Genomic DNA, 19742 nt, shown 5'->3' with positions numbered 1-19742 from the left:
CTGGGGCCGCATTGTGCGGGCCGTCGGTCACCGCGTCCCGACAGCCTTCGGCCACACCGTGGACGACGTGCTCAGGGACATCTATCCGAGTGTGGTATCCGTGCCCTAGTGTGCGGGCAACTGCCGTCTTCGACCGTACTTGGCCGGTCCGAAGACGGCATCCGTAGGTCCGTCACGTTCTCGCGCCGCGCGGCCGCGTGCCGGATTCCGGAATGTGGTGGAGTCTGAGCCCGGCGGATGTGGGGACCGCGGAGGGCTGACGTCGGGGACGGGAGAGGCCGGATGGGCACGGTTCTGGGTAACTTCATCGACGGCGAGCACGTGCCGGCGGCCGACGGCCGAACGATGCCGATCGTCGACCCGTCGACCGGCGAGCAGTACGCCGAGGCGCCGCTCTCGGGCCCCGCCGACATCGACCGTGCCGTCACGGCGGCGGCACACGCGTTCGAGTCCTGGCGGGACGCGACGCCGAGCGAGCGTGCCCGCGCCCTGCTGAGGATCGCCGACGCGATCGAGGAGCGCGCCGACGACATCGTCGCGGCCGAGAGCCGCAACACGGGCAAGCCCGTCCAGCTCACCCTGGACGAGGAGATCCCGCCGTCGGCCGACCAGGTCCGGTTCTTCGCCGGAGCGGCGCGGCTGCTGGAGGGCCGCGCGGCCGGGGAGTACCTGGCCGGGCACACCAGCTACGTCCGGCGTGAGCCAATCGGCGTCTGCGGCCAGGTCACCCCGTGGAACTACCCGTTCATGATGGCGATCTGGAAGATCGCGCCCGCGCTCGCGGCCGGCAACACGGTGGTCCTGAAGCCGTCGGACACCACGCCGGCGAGCAGCCTGCTGCTGGCCGAGATCGCCGCCGAGTTCCTGCCGCCGGGCGTGCTCAACGTCGTCTGCGGTGACCGTGACTCCGGGCGGGCCCTGGTCACCCACAAGGTGCCGGCGATGGTCTCGGTGACCGGCAGCGTCCGTGCCGGCACGGAGGTCGCCAAGGCCGCGGCTGACGACCTCAAGCGGGTGCATCTGGAGCTCGGTGGCAAGGCGCCGGTCGTGGTGTTCGACGACGTCGACCCGGTCCGGGTGGCGGAGGGGATCGCCGGCGCGGGCTACTTCAACGCCGGCCAGGACTGCACCGCGGCGACGAGGGTGCTGGCCGCCCCCGGTATCTACGACGACCTCGTCGCGGCGCTCGCCCAGGCCGCCCGCGGCACCCACATCGGCCCGCCGTCGGACCCCGATGCCGCCTTCGGGCCACTGAACAACGCGAACCAGCTCACCCGCGTGAGCGGGTTCGTCACGCGGGCGCCCGCGCACACCGAGGTCGTGGCGGGTGGCGTGGCGGTCGATGGTCCGGGGTACTTCTACCCACCCACGGTCATCGCCGGCGTACGCCAGGACGACGAGCTCGCCCAGCAGGAGGTCTTCGGGCCGGTCGTGACCGTGCAGCGGTTCTCGGACGAGGATGAGGCGGTGCGATGGGCCAACGGTGTCGAGTACGGCCTCGCGTCGAGCGTGTGGACGTCGGACCACGGGCGCGCCATGCGGGTCACCCGCCGCCTCGACTTCGGCTGCGTGTGGGTGAACACGCACATTCCGATCGTCGCGGAGATGCCGCACGGCGGTTTCAAGAAGAGCGGTTACGGTAAAGATCTCTCGATCTACGGGCTCGAGGACTACACCCGGATCAAGCACGTCATGCACAACCTCGAGTTCTAGGCCTCGCGGAAGCGCTGCCCCCAAGGTCCGCGAGCGACGTCGGCGCGGTGCCGGCGGAGTGCACGGTCTGCTCCTCCCGCGCACCTCCGCCAGTCCTCAGGGGCACGGAGGCGGTGGTCGCGATGCGAACGGGCCAKCGGTCGCAGCGGTTCGTCACGGTGCACGGCTACCGGCGCGCCTACGTGCGTGCCGGGCGCGGCCCGGCGGTCCTGCTCATCCATGGCATCGGGGACAGCTCGGCGACGTGGGACCCGGTGCTGTCCAGGCTCGCGCGCCGGCACACGGTCATCGCGCCCGACCTGCTCGGCCATGGCCTGTCCGACAAGCCGCGCGCCGACTACTCCATCGGCGGGTTCGCCTGCGGGATGCGTGACCTGCTGGCGGTGCTCGGCATCGAGCGGGTGACGGTGGTGGGGCACTCGCTGGGCGGCGGCGTGGCCATGCAGTTCGCGTACCAGTTCCCGGAGCGCTGCGAGCGGTTGGTCCTGGTCGGAACCGGCGGCGTCGGGCCCGAGTTGCACCCCGTCCTGCGGCTGGCGGCCACGCCGGGTGGGGAGGCGCTGCTCTCGTTGCTTCGGCTGCCGCCGGCCCGCGTCGCCGGCCGGGGTGTGATCGGCGCGCTCGGACTGTTGGGAGCCGATCTCGGTCGTGACGCGGCCGATCTGACCCGGGTGTTCGACGCGCTGACCACGCCGGGTGCGCGGGCGGCGTTTCTGCGGACGCTGCGAGCGGCCGCGGACTCCCGCGGCCAGGCGATCACCATGCTTGACCGCTGCTACCTGGCGCAGGGGATGCCGACGCTGATCATGTGGGGCGAGCATGACGCCGTGATTCCGGTCACACATGCCGAGATCGCCCATGAGGCCATGCCCGGCAGCCGGCTGGAGATCTTCCCTGACGCCGGCCACTTTCCCCATCACACCGACCCCGATCGGTTCCAGGCCGTCCTGGAGGACTTCCTCGCGACCACTCGCCCGGCGAGCCACTCGGCCCGCAAGTGGCGGGCGCTGCTGCGCTCGCGCTCCCTGCCGCCCGGCGAGCCCCTCGCGGGTGCGGTGGGCGCGGACTCGACGTCCCCGGCCGGCCAGGGCGCGGCCGCGGACCGCCCGCGGACGCTGGGGGGCGGGACCCGCGGCGCCCGCGGCGCGCGCGGGGGGACCGCTCGGGCAGCGGAACGGCCGGCGAAGCCCGAGAGACCGGTGGAGCCGGCGGAAGCGACGGAACCGACGGAAGCGACGGAACCGGCGGAAGCGACGGAACCGACGGAAGCGACGGAACCGACGGAAGCGACGGAACCGACGGAGCTGACCGAACCGGTGGAAGCGACGGAGCTGACCGAACCGGCGGAACGAGCGCCGAGAACGGAGCGCACCGAGCCGCTGGGACGTTTCTACAAAGCGGGATGAGCCCGCGCCGGGCGGCCATCGTGCTGTCCGAAGGAGTCGTGGTGCTTTCGGTAGCGTCGACAAGCAAGACGGCGGTGACCCAAAGATGAGTGGATCATGCCTGCCGTCCGGTAGGTGGCGGCATGAGTGCCCCGAACGGGTCGGACCGTGCGGGCCCGGCTGTATCGGGCGCCGCGCGCCGGTCGGCGATGCCCGTGACTCGCGGCGGTCAGCTACTGGTAAGGCCAACGTCAGTGACAAGTTGCACGGGTAAGTTCCACATTTAGTCTCCGGGAAGCGCTACCGTAGAGTTAGGCCTGTCGGCCACCGGCAATCTGACCAATGTTGGTGACCAGTCCCGGCGACAAGGCTGGTGACGAGGCTGGCGAACGAGGACGGTGTGAGCCGCCTTGTTCGCCGAAGGGGTCATGTGGACACCCCGATGGACTATTCGGAGGTCGATCCTTGGCACGCCGTGCACGTCTCAGCTGGCCGGATGAACGCCGGGGGGCGAGTGATGTAGTGGTGACGCGATTCGATCCGGGCCGCGGCTGGACCCTCGAGCAGGCTCGCGACCTGGTACGCCAGGGTTACTCGGTGGATAATGTCGCGGAGCGGACCGGCTTTCCGTCGCAGATGTTGAAAGTCGCCGCCGTCGACGAGGACTGAACCTAACCTCGCAGATCCTTTACCTCCCAGATCGCAATCTGGGAGGTAAGGTTCAGCGCCCGACGGTGTGTTTGGCGGTGGCGGTCACGAGATGGTCGACGTGGTCTGAGTAGACGGCGTCCAGGCCGTAGCCGAGCAGCCGGGCGAGAGTGGTTGGGCGCTGCGCGTCCCAACCGAAGGCCAGCAGGCCATGGTCGTGCAGCACCTGGGCTATCGGGGCGGTAGGCGCCACCCACTCCCGGGAACGCAGATTCAACGCGGCCACGCCGGCGGCACGCAGTTCGTGTGCATAGCGGCCGATTCCGCCGGCCGCGCGGACCTCGCGCATCGACGTGGAGTTGACCAGGCGCACATCGGGGTCGAGTTCGCGCCAGACGCGCAGGCTACCCAAGGGGCCGCAGAGCCACAGGCGGCGTGGCGCGTCCGCGCCGGCCGCCCGTGCCACGGCCAGCACCGCGGCCACGGCGGCGTCGGCCGCCCTGCCCGCCGGCGTCTTCACGTCCAGGCTGAACTCGAAGTCGGTGCCAAGCGCCTGGTAGAACGCGGACAGCGTCGGCAGCCAGCCCGGCAGCGCGTCGGCGGGCAGCGCCGTCACGTCGCGGCGCAGCCTCGGCGGCCCGTATGCCCGGTCATGAAGCAGCACCGGCACTCCGTCGGCGGCGAGCCAGGCATCCGACTCCAGCCCCGTCGCCCCGCTCGCCAGCGCGCGCGCGAACGCCGGCAGCGTGTTCTCCCGCTGGTACCAGGCGGGTGCCCCACGGTGCGCGAACCCTATCGGCCCGCGCCGGGCGGCCAGCTCCGGGCCGGCGTCCGGGCCGTCCATGGCGTCACCGTCCATGTCTTCGCTCTCACCGGGCGAGGGTTGGTGCCGAGGGCCGCGGAGCGGGGCCCTCGCGCAGCGCCGGGCACCTGCCCGCCAGCGGGCGAGCGGGCCGTCCGCGACCGCCCCGCCGATCAGCGCGCGGAGCCGCTCGTCACGAAGGAGGCCAGCGCCGCCTCGTGCAGGTGGCCGTTCGTCGAGAGCACGGTGCCGTGCCCGGCGCCGCGCCGGCCGCGCAGGTCGGTGAACCGGCCGCCGGCCTCCTCGACGATGACCTGCAGCGCGGCGAGGTCCCACAGCGAGACGACCGGTTCGGGCGCGACGTCGATCGCGCCCTCGGCCACCATCAGGTGCGACCAGAAGTCGCCGTACGCCCTGGTCCGCCAGACCTGGCCGGCGAGGTGGAGCAGCTCGTCGAGGCGCCCGCGCTCGGTCCAGCCCTCCAACGAGGCGAACGACAGGAACGCGTCCTCCAGCCGGGACACCGAGGACACCCGCAGGGCGCGGGTGTCGCCGGTGGCGGTGCGGGTGAACGCGCCGGCGCCGGTGGCCGCCCACCACCGCCGGCCCATGGCCGGGGCGCTGGCGACGCCGACGACCATCTCACCGTCCACCTCGAGCCCGAGCAGCGTCGCCCAGACGGGAACGCCCCGCACGAAGTTCTTGGTGCCGTCGACCGGGTCGAGGATCCAGCGCCGCTGGGCGTCGCCTGTCAGCCCCTCCTCCTCGCCGAGTACCGCGTCGTCCGGACGGGCCACCGCCAGTCGCTCCCGGATCATCGACTCGACGGCGGTGTCCGCGTCCGACACCGGGGTGTTGTCCGGCTTTGACTCCACCCGCAGGTCCACCGCCAGGAACCGAGCGAGTGTGATCTTGTCGGCGGCGTCCGCGAGGCTCAACGCCAGGGCGAGGTCGTCGGCCGGCGTGGGCCAGCCGTCCGCGGCCGGCTCGGTCGCCGAGCCGGAGTTGGTGGCGGAGTCGGCCGCCGCCGGGTCAGACAGCTTCACGGCTGTAGAGCCTACGGTTCCGCTCCCGCCGGTCCTCCTTCCCCACAGGCCGCCAATACTGGCGCCGAGACGGATCAGCCGGGTGCTTCTGAACGGTGGYCGGAGGCGATCTACGGGACCCCGCGGACGGTCAGACCCTGAAACGCGGCGGATCTCGGCCTGTTACGCCGATGAGCAGGCCAGAAAGTACGCCGTGAAATGAGGCGGGCTCACCCGCAACCGTGACGAGCCGGTCAGAAGGCAGCACTTGAAATGAGACGGGTCTCACCTATCGACGGCCGCGTCACAAAAATGAGAGACAGCTCTCACCCGCCCCGTGCGGCCAGCAGCCGGCGCAGGCTGGTCAGGCGGGCGGGGTCGGCGTGGCCGGTACGGACGGCCTCGTCGAGGGCGCAGTCGGCGAGTCCTTCGGCGTGGGTGCAGCCGGGCGGGCAGTGGGCGGCGGCTTCGGCCAGTTCGGCGAACGCGGCGAGCACCCTGGCCAGGCTGATCGCCCCGAGCCCGAACGAACGCACCCCCGGGGTGTCCACCACCCAGCCGCCGCCGGGAACCGGCAGCGCCACCGCGGCCGACGACGTGTGCCGGCCCCGGCCGGTCACCGCGTTCACCACGCCGATCTCCCTGGCCGCGTCCGGGACGAGCCGGTTGACCAGGGTGGACTTCCCGACGCCGCTGTGACCGAACAGCACGCTCACCCGGTTGGTGATCAGCGCTCGCAGCCCGGCGGGGTCGACGTCCGGGCGGCTGGTGACGATGGTCAGGCCGAGCGGCCGGTACAGGTCGCGCAGCGTCTCGTCGTCCGCGAGGTCCGCCTTGGTCAGGCAGAGCACCGGGTCGAGGCCGCCGTCGTAGGCGGCGACCAGGCAGCGGTCGATCAGGCCGGTGCGCGGGGGTGGGTCGGCGAGGGCCGTCACGATGACGAGCTGGTCGGCGTTCGCGACGATCGGCCGCTCGGTCGGGTCGCTGTCGTCGGCGGTGCGCCGCAGCACGCTGGTGCGCTCGGCGCGGCGCACGATCCGGGCGAGCGCGCCCGGATCGCCGGACACGTCGCCGACGAGCGCCACCCGGTCGCCGACGACGACCGGCACCCGGCGCAGGTCCCCGCCTCGGATCGCGGCCACCAGGGTGCCGGCCGGGTCGGCCCGGCCGTCCGGCAGGGTGCGCCGGCAGCTGTAGCGGCCGCGGTCGACGGCGACCACGACCGCGTCCACGGCGTCGGCGTGCTCGGGACGCTCACGGGTACGCGGCCGCGAGCCGCGCCCCGGGCGGGTGCGGACGTCGTCCTCGTCGAGATCGCGCCCGCTTCGTCGCGCGCCGCTCATCCAGAGTTGTCTGGGGCCAGGGGCTGGTCAGTGACGTCCGAGACCAGGGACGGGCCGGTGAGCATCGCTGCCCACATGGCCGGGAACTCGGGCACCGTCTTGCCCGTCGTGGCGATGTCGTCGACGGCCACGCCGGGCACCGCGAGACCCACCACGGCGTAGGTCATGGCGAGCCGGTGGTCGGCGAGCGGGTCGAGCCGGGCGCCCCGCAGCGGCACCGGCCGGATGGCCAGGCCATCCTCGGTGACGGTGATGTCGGCGCCGAGCCGGCCGAGCTGGTCGGCGAGCGCCGCGAGCCGGTCGGTCTCGTGCAGCCGCAGGTGGGCGATGCCGCGCAGCCGGGACGGCGAGTCGGCGAGCACGGCGAGCGCGGTGAGGACGGGGGCCGCCTCACCGACGTCGCCGAGGTCGGCGTCCAGCCCGTGCAGGCCGTCGCCCGCGCGCACACGCATGCCCATGGGCGTCAGCTCGGCGCGGGCGCCCATCTGCTCCAGCAGGGCGGGCAGCATGCGGCCGGGCTGGGTGGTGACCTCGGGCCAGTCCGGGATCAGCACGTCGCCGCCGGTCGCGACCGCGGCGGCGAGGAACGGGGCGGCGCTGTTCAGGTCCGGTTCGATCGCCCGGTCATGGGCGCGCAGCGGGCCGGGCGCCACCCGCCAGACCGGGGGGCGGCCGGCGTAGGCCGGTGTGGTCTCGACCGTCGCGCCGGCGGCGCGCAGGTCGGTGACCGTCATGTCCAGGTACGGGCCGGAGGGCAGCCGGCCGCCGACGTGGCTGACCTCGACCCCCCGGTCGTAGCCGGGGGCGGCCAGCAGGAGGCCGGAGATCAGCTGGCTGGAGCCGGAGGCGTCGACCGTCACGGAGCCGCCGGGGACGCGGCCCTGGCCGTGGATGGTGAACGGCATCGCGTCGCCGTCGATGACGGCGCCGAGATGGCGCAGCGCGTCGAGCAATGGGGTGAGGGGCCGTGCGCGCATCTGGGGGTCGCCGTCGAAACGCGTGTCGGCGCGGGTCAGCGCGGCGAGCGCCGGAGTGAAACGCGCGACGGTCCCCGCGTTGCCGCAGTCCACCGCCACCGGGCCGCCGTCACCGCGGCCGAGGCCGCCGCGCACCACCCATTCGGTGCCCGTGGCGGCGCCGGGGGAGGGCTCCGCGTCCACCCCGACGCCGAGCGCCCGCAGCGCGCCGGCCATCAGCAGGGTGTCCCGGCTGCGCAGCGCGCCGCGCAGCCGGGAGACGCCGTCCGCCGCGGCGGCCAGGATCAGGGCCCGGTTCGTCCCGGACTTCGAGCCGGGTACCCGCACCACTGCCCGCACGGGGCCGCTCGCGGTCGGCGCTGGCCAGGGGTCGGCCGGAACGCGTGTCGCTGTCGTCACGCCCTCTAGCATGCCCTCGTCGCCGCGCTGGTCCGCCGGCCGGTCCGCGGGTTCGTTGTCTGTTCGACGTCCGTCCGACGCCTGAACGCGGACGAACCGGCGCGGGCCGCGATCTAGCTCGGTCTTCTCGCGGAGGCTATGAGGTGAATACCGATGGATTCGCCCTCGCGCTCCGCGGCGAGTTCGACCTCGGTGCGGACCAGGGTGGGGAACGAGGACATGTCCGTGGACAGTGCCCGCTTCACCGCCTCGACGGACAGCACGGTGCGCGGCCGGACCCAGTCGACCTCCAGGCCGGCGCTCGTCAGCACGGCCTTGAGCTCCTCGGGCCAGAAGCAGCGGGTGATCGTGCCGTCCTCCGCCGGGACGAGGACGACGTCGGCCCGTGGCACGTCGGAGAGCTCGGCCCAGCGGTGCTGCTCGGCCAGCCGGGCCAGGCCCAGCAGCAGCGAGTCGACGCACAGCAGCAACTGGCCGCCCGGCCGCAGCAGCCGGTGGATCTCCTCCAGGGTGCTCTCGGTGGCCAGGCAGAACGACAGCGCCCGCCCCTCGGCCAGCACCGCGTCGAACGACGCCGGCGCGAACCAGTCGAGGCTGCGGGCGTCGCCCACCACGCTGCGCAGCGCACCGGGCGGACCCCCGCGGGACTGCTCGCCCGTCCGGCGCGCGCCGGACGGTGTCCTCGTCATCGCCCGTGGGGAGGGCGCCGGCCGGCCACGGCCGAGAGACGGCACCTGGTCACGCGTGCGCTCCCCGGACCCCCCGAGGTCCATGGGGTCCCCACCGGATCGGCCGGAGCCGGAGCCGGGGCCGCGGCCGGGTGGGCGAAGCCCGTCGCCACCGCCGGATCGGCGCCAGGATTCCTCCCAGCCCAGCGCCAGGGTTCCCGCCGGATCGGCGCCAGGGTCCCCACCGGATCGGGGAAATCGATCCGGAAGGCCCGTGGGAAGGTCCGTCATCTGGGGGGTTCGCTGGGAGTCCGGCGATCTGGAAGGCCGGCGGTCCATGAGGTCCGCCGGGAGGCTCGTGACGTGTGCGGCGTCACCGACGACGCGGATGACCTGGTGGCCGGCCGCCACCATCTGCCGGGCGAACCGGTCACGCTGCCCGGAGACGTCGAGCACCCGGGACGGCGCGCCTGGCAGCCACTCGCGCAACTGGACCGAGGCGACCTCGTCATAGAACGACCAGTAGGGGTCGTCGCTGCCCGCGGGCGCCTCGCAGACCACAGTGGGCGCGACGGGGCGACGAAACTCCGGATCACCAAGCTCAGGATCAGCGCCGGGACCAGAAAGCATGAACCATTCCTACCCTTCGAAGGGCCRCGATGCGAGGCATGTCACAGACCAGGGCTGGAAGTCTCAAACGTCGGAGGGTCTGCGGTCATCGTTCCTCCCGCGGCGCGCAGCACGGGTGGCAGGACCGCCCGTGATGTCGTCGGGAGGACTCCGGTGAGGCTCACAGCACAACCTGATCTCATGACTCGAACCGTCGAGGGCGCGGCGCCCCGAGGTTGCTCCCAAAGCGGCGAATCCCAGGGTCGCCCCCGGCTCGGCCTCGCCGATCCGGGGGGTCTGCCGGGAGGTCAGCTGGCGAGTCCAGCCACCCAGATCGCTATGGCCACATCCGCCGTCGCGCAAACCACTGTTTCTGTGGACGGCGGACGGCTGCTCGTGGTTCCCGATGCTGGCCAGCGGCTGGCCGCGAGTGCCGGCGGCGCGGCCGGCGGCGCCCTTGGCACACCGGTGGTGGTGCTGTTGCACGGCGCCGGATCCGGCACCGACACGCCGCTGCTGCGACGCCTGAGCGAACTGCTCGTCGTCGCGGGCGTCACCGTCGGCCGGCTGGAGATGCCCTACCGGGTCGCCGGCCGCAAGGCGCCCGACCGACCGGCGCGTCTCGATGCCGTGCTCATGGCAGCCGTCGCGGCACTGACCGGGGAGCTGACCGGAGGCACGCCGCCCGCCGACGGCACGCCACGCCGGCTCGCGTTGGCGGGCGCGTCCATGGGTTCCCGGGTCGCGGTGCGGACCGCGACGGCGGTCGGGGCCCGCGCTGTGCTGGCTCTCGGGTTCCCGTTGAACCCACCGCCCCCCCGGCCATCGCTTCGCGAGCGGCCGGGGACCCCTGCTTCCCGTCGGCCATCGCTTCGCGAGAGTCCGGGGGCCCCTGCTCGCGACCGTCCCTCACGCCAGGGGGAGCTGTCCGGCGCCGGCGTGCCGGTGCGCGTCATCCAGGGAGAACGAGACGCCTTCGGCAGACCGGAGCCCGATCCGCGCCGCGGCGTCGAGGTGGTCGTCGTGGCCGGCGCCGACCACTCGTTCAAGGTCAGGGTCCGGGATGGTCGCGCCGCGGAGGAGGTGATCGAGGAAGCCGCGGTGCTCGGGGCGACCTGGCTGCTGCGATGGCTGGACGTGCCCTCCTCGCCCGTCGGCGGCTTGGAGGAACTGGTCTCGCGGGGCGCCGCCGGGGATCCGTCCTGTGCGGCCGCCCAAACGGGATCTTGAGCGGGCCGCCCAAGATCCCGGTCCGGTGGACCTGGGGAATCCCGAGGGCGGCCGGGTGGTTGGCTGAGACGGAAGCCAAGGTCACGGAGGTCAGATGACGTCTGAGAGCCAGCTGCGCCGGCCAGCCATCCCGGCGGCGATGATCGGCGGTACAGGCACATGGGCGGCCCGCGGGGCCGGTTCGTGGACGGGCGTACCTCCGCTGAGCGGGGTATCGTCCCCACGGAAGACCAGTGACAGCCGCTCGGCGCAGCCGATCACGCGATGGGAAGACGTGGCGGGCCGTGAGACCCTGAAGGGCGACGTCCCGACAGGAGAAGGCACGACGGACGAAGACCCGTCGGGGGCCGGCGACATCGCGACGGCGACGACGGCGGGCGGCCGGCGGACCAGCGAGGTTGTTGACGTTCAGTCAGCTTCCCGGCGGCCCGCGACGTCGGCCGGGGAGGACCGCCTCCCGGGCCACCCGAGCGGTGAGGGAGTGATCCTGGTCGACGAGACCACCGAGGAGCGGGGCGCGCGATTCGAGCGTGACGCCCTTCCCTACCTCGACCAGCTGTACGCGGCCGCGCTGCGGATGACGCGCAACCCGGCGGATGCCGAGGATCTCGTTCAGGAGACCTTCGTCAAGGCGTTCGCTGCCTTCCACCAGTTCCAGGAGGGCACGAACCTCAAGGCCTGGCTGTACCGCATCCTGACCAACACCTTCATCAACAACTACCGGAAGCGCCAGCGCCAGCCGCTCCAGAGCCCGACCGAGCAGGTCGAGGACTGGCAGCTCGCGGAGGCGGAGTCGCACACGTCCACGGGTCTGAAGAGCGCCGAGATGGAGGCGCTCGACCACCTGCCGGACAGCGACATCAAGGAAGCGCTCCAGGCGCTTCCCGAGGACTTCAGGATGGCCGTGTACCTGGCCGACGTGGAGGGTTTCGCGTACAAGGAGATCGCCGAGATCATGGGTACGCCCATCGGCACGGTGATGTCCCGGCTGCATCGAGGCCGGCGTGGCCTGCGTAAGTCGCTGGAGCAGTACGCCAGGGAGCGTGGGCTGGTTCCCGCCGGTTCCCCTGGAAACGAGGGCGGTGCCTCGTGAGCTGCGGCCATCCACACGACATCGACTGCCGCAAGGTTCTCGACGCGGTCTTCCTCTACCTCGACGGCGAGTGCGACGGGACCCAGCAGAACCTGATCCGCTCGCACCTCGACGAGTGCTCGCCGTGCCTGCGTGAGTTCGGCGTCGAGCACGAGGTGAAGCTGCTGGTGGCGCGCAAGTGCGGCGGCGACCGGGCCCCCGACTCGCTGCGCGCCAACCTGCTGGCCCGCCTGCGCGCCGCGCGGGTCGAGGCCGACGCGACCAGCGACCTGAGCGCCGAATAGGGGCGCTGGGCGCCCTCGCGTAGATATTCCGCATCTCCCCAACCGGCCGGCCGTCGGGCGACGCTGCGCGCGCTCGGCGGCCGGGCGGTGGGAATCCCCATGAGGGCCCGCACTGCGAGCCAATGGGGTTTCTGTCAGGCGTTGGGGCGCTTGCCGTGGTTGGCCTTGCTCTTGGCGCGGGCGCGCCGCTTACGCTTCTTCTTCGCCATGCCGCGACCTCCTTTCCTTGCCTGTCGCCGCCTCGGATGACGGGCGCCGTGTGCCCCGGACCCGCCGGATCGGTGAAGCCGATCCGGCAGGGACCCCGGTCGAACACTTCGCGTCCGCCAATGTAGCCCGGTGTCGGGGTGGCGGGCGGGCTGGGGACCCGCCTGATCACGGGTCGGACCGGCGGCCGGGTTCCTTCGTGAGGGACGCGGCGGTGGACGTTCCCGAGGAGGAGGCGTCCGCCGGGCGCCCGGCGGGCAGGGCCGCCGCGGGTCGACGGGGCCGGCGAGTGGCGGCAGGGGGGCCGTCGAGGCCTTCCCGGGCGTCCGCGTCCGCGTCCGTGTCGTCGGCGGGGCCGTCCTCATCGGTCGTCGCCGCGGCCCGCTGCCGCTGGCGGCGCTTGCGGGCGCGCTCGGCGCCCCGGGCGCGCAGCGTCCGGTTCGCCCGCACGGGCGCGAGCCCCGCGAACAGCGCCACGCCGGACACGATCAGGACGTCCCCGGCGCTGAGCACCGACGGAGCCACCCAGAAGGGAAACGGGACCACGTCGCCGAGCACGCGCAGCCGCGTGTCGTGGTCCGCGAGCGTGTAGTACCGCGAGGACGCCACATCGTCCCGCTCGACTCCGGCCGAGCTGATCGCCGCCGTCGAGACCGGCATCTGGCCATGATTCGCGCCGATCACCGCCGCGTTCAGCGCGAGCCCGAAGAACAGCAGGAACAGCCCGGGCACCCGCCGGTTCGCCGCGGTCAGGGCGGCGGCGAGCGCGGCGGCGGCGATCCAGCCCACGGTCCTGGCGCTGTCCACGAACGCGGCGATGACCAGCGCCAGGACGACACCCCCGGCGAGCCAGCCGAGCCGTACCCGGACGCGTCCCAGGGCTTCGAGGGTCCCTCCGCGCAGTCGGGCGACCAGCAGGCCGATCAGCAGGGCGAGGACGAGAAGAACGAACACACCTGTAGTTTGCAAGCCGCCGCACTTCCACCGCTTCCGTGGGGGTCCCGCCCGACCTTCGCCATGCCGGCCGGGCTCGCGGCGAGGCGGTCTGGCGAAAGCGCTCCGAGACATCCCACGCCTGAACCGGTCTGGCGGCGCCAGCCGACTACGCTGGCGGATAGACCGGAGGGCCGGTGAATGTGGGCGGCCCGGTCAGCTGCCGGATCTCTGGTGACGCGTTCGGCGCGCACCGTGCCCCTCGAAGGGATGACCATGGCCGAGGAAGTCCGCGCCGAGATGGTGGCGAACGTCTGGAAGGTCGTCGTGGGGGTGGGAGACCCTGTCGCCGCCGGAGACGCGCTGGTGATCCTCGACTCGATGAAGATGGAGATCCCCGTCATCAGCGAGGACGGCGGCACGGTCTCGGAGATCGCCGTCCGCGAGGGCGACGTCGTCCAGGACGGCGACCTCATCGCGATCGTGGAGCCGACCCCGGCCTGAGTGAGGCATGGGCGGCGCGCGCCGCGGGCTGGCCGGGGCGGGGATCCTCGTCGGACCCCCGCCCCGGCCGCTCGTCAGCTGGCGGTGACGCCGTGTTCGGCGCAGCGGGCCGTCCAGCCGGTGGGAACGACCTGGACGACCAGCCTGCGCCGGCAGGTGGGGCAGTAGCGGGGTGGCTCCAACGCGCGCGCCGCCGCGCAGCGGTCATGGGAGCCCGTCGCCGCCGGCTCGCCGCACCGGTCGCAGTAGCCGACCGACGCGACCTGAACCGCTCCTGCCCCGTACGGCGAAGGGCCGTCGTGGGGGCCTGCCACCTGGTCCTCGTTCCTCGTCACTGTCTGGTTCCTCCGCGGTCGCCTGGACGCCGGTGCGGTGCTTCGGGCTCGCTTCGCCGGAGCGCCGCCTCGCCTACAACGTCGCCTGCAGCGACTTGATCGGCATCGACAGGCGGTCGAGCATGGCCAGGTCGACGTCGGGGGACTGCCCGAGGGTCGTCAGGTAGTTGCCGACGATGACCGCGTTGATCCCGCCGAGCATGCCCTTGTCGGCCAGGTCGCCGAGGGTGATCTCCCGGCCGCCCGCGTAGCGCAGGATCGTGCGTGGCATCGCCAGGCGGAACGCCGCGATCGCGCGCAGCGCCTCGCGCGRCTCGACCGCGGGCAGGTCACCGAACGGCGTGCCCGGCCGCGGGTTGAGGAAGTTCRGCGGCACCTCGTCCGGCTCCAGCGCCGCGAGCTGCGCGGCGAGCTCCGCGCGCTGCGCGAGGCTCTCGCCGACGCCGAGAATCGCGCCGCAGCACAGTTCCATCCCCGCCGTTCGCACCATCTGGCAGGTGTCGAGCCGCTCTTCCCAGCTGTGGGTGGTGACGACGTTCGGGAAGTGCGAGCGGGCCGTCTCGAGGTTGTGGTTGTAACGGTGGACGCCCATCGCGACCAGCTCGTCGACCTGCTCCTGGGTGAGCATCCCCAGTGAGCAGGCGACGTTGATGTCGACGGCGGCGCGGATCGCCGCCACGCCCTCGCGGACCTGGGCCATCAGCCGGGTGTCCGGCCCGCGTACCGCCGCGACGATGCAGAACTCGGTCGCGCCGGTCGCCGCGGTCGCCTTGGCGGCCTCTACCAGGCTCGGCACGTCCAGCCAGGCGGAGCGGACCGGTGAGTCGAACTTGCCGGACTGCGAGCAGAAGTGGCAGTCCTCCGGGCAGCCGCCCGTCTTCAGGCTGACGATGCCCTCCACCTCGACCTCGGGGCCGCACCAGCGCATCCGCACCTCGTGCGCGAGCGCGAGCAGCTCCGGCAGCGCCTCGTCGGGCAGCTCGAGCACGGCCAGCACCTGCCGCTCGTCCAGGCCCCTGCCCTCGAGGAGGACGTGCTGGCGGGCGGTGGCGAGCAGGTCGGCGGCGTCCGCCGGCAGGGCAACCGGACTGATGGTGGTCACGGGTGGGGTCACTTCGTTCGCTCCAGCCGCCGAAACCGGCATCGGGGACAGTGGCGTCATCGTCGAGTCCATGGCCGAAGGGCACGAGACAACGGCGAAGTCTCGCGCGCGTTGAGGCCCATACCGAGCATGGGGGCCGTTGGGCGAGCTTGTGTCGTTGTATTGGTTCCTACCGACCCGCTCATTGTCGAACCCGGCCCGCCCGCGGCGCGCGGCTGACGGACGTGGCATCTGGCACGCTGGCGCGGAAGGCGGCGGAGTCGAAGGTGCCGCCGAGGGACGGGGCCAGCGACCGGCGGGCGAGCTCGCGGAACCCCACGCGGTCGAGCAGGCCCGCTCCGGCGGGGACCACACCGGCGAGCGGCCGGCCGGCGACCGTCTCCAGATCGGCGAGGTTGGCCCGTTCGGCGAGGCCGGGGCTGGTCGGCCAGCTGCCTATGACCACACCGGCCGGTTCCAGGCCGCGGTGCGCCAGCGCCTCCAGCGTCAGCGCGGTGTCGTTCAGGGTGCCCAGCGCCGCCCTGGTGACCACGAGCACCGGCGCCCGGAGCAGCCGGGCCAGGTCGGCGAGCGTACGGCCGTCGTCGTCGTAACGGACCAGCAGCCCGCCCGCGCCTTCCACGAGCACGAGCCGGTGGTCGGCCGCCAGCCTGGTCAGCATGTCAGCCGTGGCGACCAGGTCGAGGGGGGGAAGCCCCGCGCGCCGGGCCGCGGTCGCCGGGGCGAGCGGCTCCGGGTAGCGGGCGAGCTCGTGCACCTCGCCGACGCCCGTCAGGTCGCGGATCAGGTCGGCGTCGCCGAGCTCGCCCGGCCCGACGCCGGTCTGCGCCGCCTTGACCACCGTCACCGGTGCGCCCCGGCCGTGCGCCAACGCCGCCACCGCCGCCGTGACGACGGTCTTGCCGACCTCCGTACCCGTACCTGTGACGACGAGGATGCTCATGTCGCCGTCGCCGTCGCCGTCGCCGTCGCCGTCGCCGTCGCCGTCCGGACCGCGCCGTCGGCGGAGCGCAGCGCCTCGGCGAGCGCGCTCGCGAACAGGGCCACGTCGTCGTCGGTGAGGTCGGCGCGCGCGGACAGCCGCAGCCGGCTCGTCCCCGGTGGCACCGTCGGAGGACGGAAACAGCCGACGGCCACGCCTCGCTCCCGGCAGGCCGCGGCGGCCGCGACCGCCCGCTCGGGCGCGCCGAGCACGACGGAGACCACCGCCGCGGCGGGCGCCGGCGCGCCGGCGAGCCGGGCCAGCTCCATCGCCCTGGCCCGGCTCCTGGTGGCCAGGGCGGGGTCGGCCACCAGGAGCCGCAGGGCACCCAGCGCGGCACCGGCCGCCGCGGGCGCGAGGCCGGTGTCGAAGATGAAGGTCCGGGACGTGTCGATGAGGTGGTCGCGTACCTCGACCGGCCCGAGCACGGCGCCGCCCTGGCTGCCCAGGGACTTGGACATGGTGACGGTGGCGATGACGTCCGGCTCACCGGCGAGGCCGGTGGCGGCGGCCGCGCCCCGCCCGCCGGGGCCGACGACGCCGAGGGCGTGCGCCTCGTCCAGCAGCAGCACCGCGCCGTGCCGGCGGGCGACCTGGTGCAGCTCGGCCAGCGGGGCGAGGTCGCCGTCGGCGGAGAAGACCGAGTCGGTGACGACGAGGGCCCGGCGGTACCGCCGGTGCGTCAGGGCGTCGTCGACGGCGGCGACGTCCAGGTGCCCCGCGATCGCCACGTCGGCGCGGGACAGCCGGCAGGCGTCGACGATCGAGGCGTGGTTTCGCTCGTCGGAGACGATCAGGTCACCCGCCCCGACGAGCGCGGTGATGGCGCCGAGGTTCGCGGCGTATCCGGAGGCGAAGACCAGGGCCGCCGCGAACCCGGTGTGCGCGGCGAGCGCGTCCTCCAGCTCGGCGTGCAGCGCGGTCGACCCGGTCACCAGCCTGCTGCCGGTGGAACCCGCGCCCCAGGTCCGCAGTGCCTCGACACCGGCCTCGATCACGGCCGGGTGGCGGGACAGGCCCAGGTAGTCGTTGCCAGCCAGGTCGACGCGTACCTGGTCGTCCAGCGCGGGCCGGGGCCGTACCGACCGTCGGAGCCCGGCCTCGCGTCGGGCCCGCGCGTTCGCGTCCAACCAGGCGAGTGGCGCGGGCGGGGCGGAAAGTCGCTGGTCCACGGTCACGTCGCGACTGTATGACGGCGTTCTGGCCACGACCCTTGGCGCTGTGAGCCAGGAATCGCCMGGCGCGCTTGTACGGCTGCCCAATGTGAAGCGCTGGTCGCGGACCGGGGCCACGCGTGGGCCACGCGGTTGGTGCTGTTTGGCCCGGAGGCGCCGGTTCCCCTGGCAGGTACCGCCCCAGACGCGCTGTGAGCCTGGGYGGGCCGCACGCGTGGGCACCAGGCGGGGGCGGACTGGGACTCTCGGGGCACCGAGATTGTTCAGGAGGCGGCTTCTTCTGGCAGTCTGCCTGCCGTGGGAACCCTCGCCGACATGCTGCGCGCGAGCACCGACCTGAACGACGACGACATCGATCAGCTACACGCGCTCGTCGCCGACTGGGCGTTGCTGGCCGACCTCTCCTTCGCGGACCTGCTCCTGCTGGTTCCCAGCCGTACCTCGAGCCAGCGGGCGGCGAACAAGGGCGGGCACACGGAGTTCCTCGTCGTCGCCCAGGTGCGCCCGACCACTGGCCCGACCGCGTATCACAACGACGAGGTCGGCAGCGTCGTCATCAATCGCTGGGTGGTACGCAACGCGTGGCGGGAGCACCGGATCGCCCGGGAGGGCGAGCCCGAGTGGGACGGCGGCGTACCGGTGCGCACCGAGGCCATCCCGGTCCGGCATGGCAACCGGGTGATCGCCGTGCTGGCCCGGGACACCAACCTGGCGACCACCCGCACCCCGAGCGCGCTGGAGTCCGCGTACCTGCAGTGCGCCAACAACCTGGCGCTGATGGTCGCCGAGGGGCTGTTCCCGTTCCGGGGCAGCTCCGCCGAGCTCCCGGAAGCGCCGCGGGTGGGCGACGGGATGGTCCGCCTCGACGGCGCCGGCAAGGTCATCTTCGCGAGCCCGAACGCGCTGTCCGCCTACCGCCGGCTCGGCTACACCGGCAACGTCACGGGTGAGGACCTGCGTTCGGTGCACCGGGCGCTCAACCTGCCGGCCACCACCCCGGCGGTGTGGCACGCGATCGGCCGGCGCCGGCCCGTGGAAGTGGAGCTCGCGGTCGGTAGCACTGTGGTGCTGCTGCGCGCGATTCCCTTGTTCCCCGGGCAGACCAGGGAGGTCCTGGTCCTGGTGCGCGACGTCTCCGAGCTGCGCCGCCGGGAGGCGCAGCTGCTGAGCAAGGACGCCACCATCCGGGAGATCCACCACCGGGTGAAGAACAACCTGCAGACGGTGGCGGCGCTGCTGCGGCTGCAGATGCGCCGGACGAAGGTCGACGAGGCCAGGGACGCGCTGCGGGAGTCGGTCCGCCGGGTGACGTCGATCGCGCTGGTGCACGAGACGCTCTCGCAGACGTTGGGAGAGTCGGTCCCGTTCGACGAGATCGCCGATCAGATCACGTCCGTCACGGTCGACCTCGCGACCACCGGGACGCGGGCGACGACAAAGCGGGTCGGCTCGTTCGGCATGCTCTCGGGGGCGCTCGCCACGCCGCTGGCCCTTGTTCTCTCCGAGCTTTTGCAGAATGCTGTCGAACATGCGTTCGACGGATCGGCGGGCTCGATCGAGATCCGGGTGCGGTCCACGGCCAGCCGGCTCGATGTCGTGGTCGCCGACGACGGCGCCGGCCTGCCGGACGACTTCCAGCTGGAGCATTCGCCACGTCTTGGCCTGCAGATCGTCCGTCAGCTCGTGCTCGGGGAGATGCAGGGCACCATCCGTCTGCAGGCGGGTGCCGAGCGGGGGACCGAGGCGTTGCTCTCGATCCCACTTTCTTCAGGTTGAGTGTTTGGGGCGTTGGAAGGCGGGTATCACCCCGCTCGTGGAGTGTGCCTTCAGTGAGCGCCCATCGAGCGCTCACGCTGCGTCCCGCTCCATGTCCGTTGAGCCAGCACCCCACTTTCGGGCCCCCGAGCCCCCTCCAGCCCCCGGCCAGCCCGCCTCGGCCACAGCCGAAACCGTGGCCGTCCAGGCCGCTCCACGGAACGCGACCATCGCACCGACCCTGACGAGCGCCAGGCCGGAAGCATCCGCCAGCCCCGGACCAGGGCCCTCCAGTTTTTGGGCCGTCCAGGCCCCAAAAACAGCATCGGCCGTTCCGTCCATGGCGCGCCAGCCGGAGGCGGCGGCCATAAGGACAGAACGGCCGAGAGTGCCGTGGTCGGAGACGCACCGGTTGGGCACGCTCCGTGACTTGGGCACGGATGCAACTATCGCTGAGCCACGCGTCGCGTCGGCCAGCGATTCCTGCGATATATGGCCAGGTACTGGCGTTGTTGGCTGCTGGCCTACGGACCCGTGCTTCGAGCGTCGCTCGAACTCACAGGGAGGGATGAC

At 72.9% G+C, this 19742-nt stretch carries 18 protein-coding genes and 1 pseudogene; 8 read left to right on the top strand and 11 right to left on the bottom strand.

Annotation, left to right across the window (positions count from 1 at the left end):
• The first annotated feature begins 282 nt into the window (after positions 1-282).
• From BL253_RS00315 to BL253_RS00305, 3 genes are all read left to right on the top strand, one after another.
• Entirely contained in the window at positions 283-1713 is a 1431-nt protein-coding gene (locus BL253_RS00315) for a gamma-aminobutyraldehyde dehydrogenase (RefSeq protein ID WP_076812233.1), read from the top strand.
• Positions 1714-1835: 122 nt separating this feature from the next.
• Positions 1836-3119, top strand: coding sequence for an alpha/beta fold hydrolase (locus BL253_RS00310; protein WP_476644098.1), 1284 nt, complete (start codon positions 1836-1838; stop codon positions 3117-3119).
• A 504-nt stretch (positions 3120-3623) separates the two neighbouring features.
• Positions 3624-3767 carry a hypothetical protein gene (locus BL253_RS00305; protein ID WP_241834383.1) on the top strand — a complete coding sequence of 48 codons (144 nt, stop codon included), beginning with the start codon at positions 3624-3626 and terminating at the stop codon, positions 3765-3767.
• Between the two features lie 52 nt (positions 3768-3819).
• Here the strand turns inward: BL253_RS00305 and BL253_RS00300 are convergent, their stop codons facing one another.
• The 5 genes and pseudogenes from BL253_RS00300 to BL253_RS45065 all read right to left on the bottom strand — a co-directional run.
• Positions 3820-4590 carry a glycerophosphodiester phosphodiesterase gene (locus BL253_RS00300; RefSeq protein ID WP_076812352.1) on the bottom strand — a complete coding sequence of 257 codons (771 nt, stop codon included), beginning with the start codon at positions 4588-4590 and terminating at the stop codon, positions 3820-3822.
• A gap of 131 nt (positions 4591-4721) precedes the next feature.
• The gene (gene hisN / locus BL253_RS00295; protein WP_338013673.1) at positions 4722-5594 is read right to left on the bottom strand and encodes a histidinol-phosphatase; all 873 of its coding nucleotides are present in this window, start codon (positions 5592-5594) and stop codon (positions 4722-4724) included.
• Positions 5595-5899: 305 nt separating this feature from the next.
• On the bottom strand, positions 5900-6916 hold the full coding sequence (gene rsgA, locus BL253_RS00290) for a ribosome small subunit-dependent GTPase A (RefSeq protein WP_076812226.1): 1017 nt from the start codon (positions 6914-6916) through the stop codon (positions 5900-5902).
• Positions 6913-8292, bottom strand: coding sequence for a 3-phosphoshikimate 1-carboxyvinyltransferase (aroA, locus tag BL253_RS00285; RefSeq protein WP_081437855.1), 1380 nt, complete (start codon positions 8290-8292; stop codon positions 6913-6915). Before aroA ends, rsgA begins: the two co-directional genes overlap by 4 nt.
• A 113-nt stretch (positions 8293-8405) precedes the next feature.
• Positions 8406-8927 (bottom strand): annotated as a pseudogene (locus BL253_RS45065) (methyltransferase domain-containing protein); the annotation flags it as partial.
• A gap of 1017 nt (positions 8928-9944) precedes the next feature.
• Between BL253_RS45065 and BL253_RS00270 the strand changes: the two are divergent.
• The 3 genes from BL253_RS00270 to rsrA all read left to right on the top strand — a co-directional run bounded on the left by BL253_RS00270 (position 9945) and on the right by rsrA (position 12176).
• A complete protein-coding gene (locus tag BL253_RS00270) occupies positions 9945-10799 on the top strand; it encodes an alpha/beta family hydrolase (protein ID WP_338013672.1) in 855 nt (284 codons plus the stop codon).
• Positions 10800-10893: 94 nt separating this feature from the next.
• The gene (locus BL253_RS44615) at positions 10894-11892 is read left to right on the top strand and encodes a sigma-70 family RNA polymerase sigma factor (protein ID WP_274535155.1); all 999 of its coding nucleotides are present in this window, start codon (positions 10894-10896) and stop codon (positions 11890-11892) included.
• Positions 11889-12176 carry a mycothiol system anti-sigma-R factor gene (gene rsrA / locus BL253_RS00260; RefSeq protein ID WP_076812218.1) on the top strand — a complete coding sequence of 96 codons (288 nt, stop codon included), beginning with the start codon at positions 11889-11891 and terminating at the stop codon, positions 12174-12176. The genes BL253_RS44615 and rsrA overlap by 4 nt, the downstream gene beginning before the upstream one ends.
• 134 nt (positions 12177-12310) lie before the next feature.
• On the opposite strand, the gene BL253_RS45255 is transcribed toward rsrA, so the two are convergent.
• Positions 12311-12385 carry a 50S ribosomal protein bL37 gene (locus BL253_RS45255; protein WP_420801609.1) on the bottom strand — a complete coding sequence of 25 codons (75 nt, stop codon included), beginning with the start codon at positions 12383-12385 and terminating at the stop codon, positions 12311-12313.
• A gap of 166 nt (positions 12386-12551) precedes the next feature.
• The gene (locus BL253_RS00255) at positions 12552-13352 is read right to left on the bottom strand and encodes a DUF5317 family protein (protein ID WP_241834380.1); all 801 of its coding nucleotides are present in this window, start codon (positions 13350-13352) and stop codon (positions 12552-12554) included.
• A gap of 240 nt (positions 13353-13592) precedes the next feature.
• Between BL253_RS00255 and BL253_RS00250 the strand changes: the two genes are divergently transcribed.
• Complete coding sequence (locus tag BL253_RS00250) at positions 13593-13820, top strand: biotin/lipoyl-binding carrier protein (protein ID WP_076812214.1); 228 nt, start codon at positions 13593-13595, stop codon at positions 13818-13820.
• A 74-nt stretch (positions 13821-13894) separates the two neighbouring features.
• On the opposite strand, the gene bsaP is transcribed toward BL253_RS00250, so the two are convergent.
• The 4 genes from bsaP to BL253_RS00230 form a co-directional block, all read right to left on the bottom strand.
• Positions 13895-14134, bottom strand: coding sequence for a biotin synthase auxiliary protein BsaP (gene bsaP / locus BL253_RS00245; RefSeq protein ID WP_076812345.1), 240 nt, complete (start codon positions 14132-14134; stop codon positions 13895-13897).
• 94 nt (positions 14135-14228) lie between these two features.
• Positions 14229-15269 (bottom strand): biotin synthase BioB, encoded by a 1041-nt coding sequence (gene bioB, locus BL253_RS00240; protein ID WP_096335879.1) that lies wholly within the window; start codon positions 15267-15269, stop codon positions 14229-14231.
• 169 nt (positions 15270-15438) lie between these two features.
• The gene (gene bioD / locus BL253_RS00235; protein ID WP_076812208.1) at positions 15439-16200 is read right to left on the bottom strand and encodes a dethiobiotin synthase; all 762 of its coding nucleotides are present in this window, start codon (positions 16198-16200) and stop codon (positions 15439-15441) included.
• A complete protein-coding gene (locus BL253_RS00230; protein ID WP_096335878.1) occupies positions 16197-17411 on the bottom strand; it encodes an 8-amino-7-oxononanoate synthase in 1215 nt (404 codons plus the stop codon). The genes bioD and BL253_RS00230 overlap by 4 nt, the downstream gene beginning before the upstream one ends.
• A gap of 318 nt (positions 17412-17729) precedes the next feature.
• On the opposite strand from BL253_RS00230, the gene BL253_RS00225 reads away from it, so the two are divergent.
• Complete coding sequence (locus tag BL253_RS00225) at positions 17730-19190, top strand: histidine kinase N-terminal domain-containing protein (protein WP_198946109.1); 1461 nt, start codon at positions 17730-17732, stop codon at positions 19188-19190.
• Positions 19191-19742 lie beyond the last annotated feature (552 nt).

The sequence above is a fragment of the Pseudofrankia asymbiotica genome (assembly GCF_001983105.1).
In the GTDB taxonomy this organism is placed as follows: Bacteria; Actinomycetota; Actinomycetes; order Frankiales; family Frankiaceae; genus Pseudofrankia; species Pseudofrankia asymbiotica.
This window is presented reverse-complemented; position numbering and strand designations above follow the sequence as displayed.